The following is a 357-nucleotide window of genomic DNA, read 5'->3' as shown; positions in this document are numbered from 1 at the left end:
ATCATTTTGCTGTTCATTGGTATTGTACCGCTATATGCTTCAAGTACTTCTGAGTCTACAACAACAGAGCCATTGACATCTTTTACTTGAAAAGATACATCATTGATTGTTATACGGAGAGTACCATTTCCTACAATCCAAAACTTCGGTTCTGATTCTATCGTACCTGGATTATAAAATATACCTGGTTCGGTAAGCTTTAGATTTACATCCTCTGTATATTCAAAAGGATCAAGAATGAAATCTACTTCAAATTCACCATATTCCTCCATTTCATTTGCAATATCACCAATTTCAACAGATTTAATTTTTCGGTATACTTCATCATCCGTGAAATACAATGTTTTGCCATTTAAG

General features: G+C 33.3%; 1 pseudogene. It reads right to left on the bottom strand.

Annotation, left to right across the window (positions count from 1 at the left end):
- A pseudogene (locus tag ACQGS6_RS29545) lies at positions 1-357 on the bottom strand (phage tail protein); the annotation flags it as partial.

This window comes from Bacillus sp. GMs2/2 (assembly GCF_050172095.1).
Taxonomy (GTDB): Bacteria; Bacillota; Bacilli; order Bacillales; family Bacillaceae_G; genus Bacillus_A; species Bacillus_A cereus.
The sequence above is the reverse complement of the archived record's forward strand: the minus strand, read 5'-3'. Positions and strand labels throughout refer to the sequence as shown.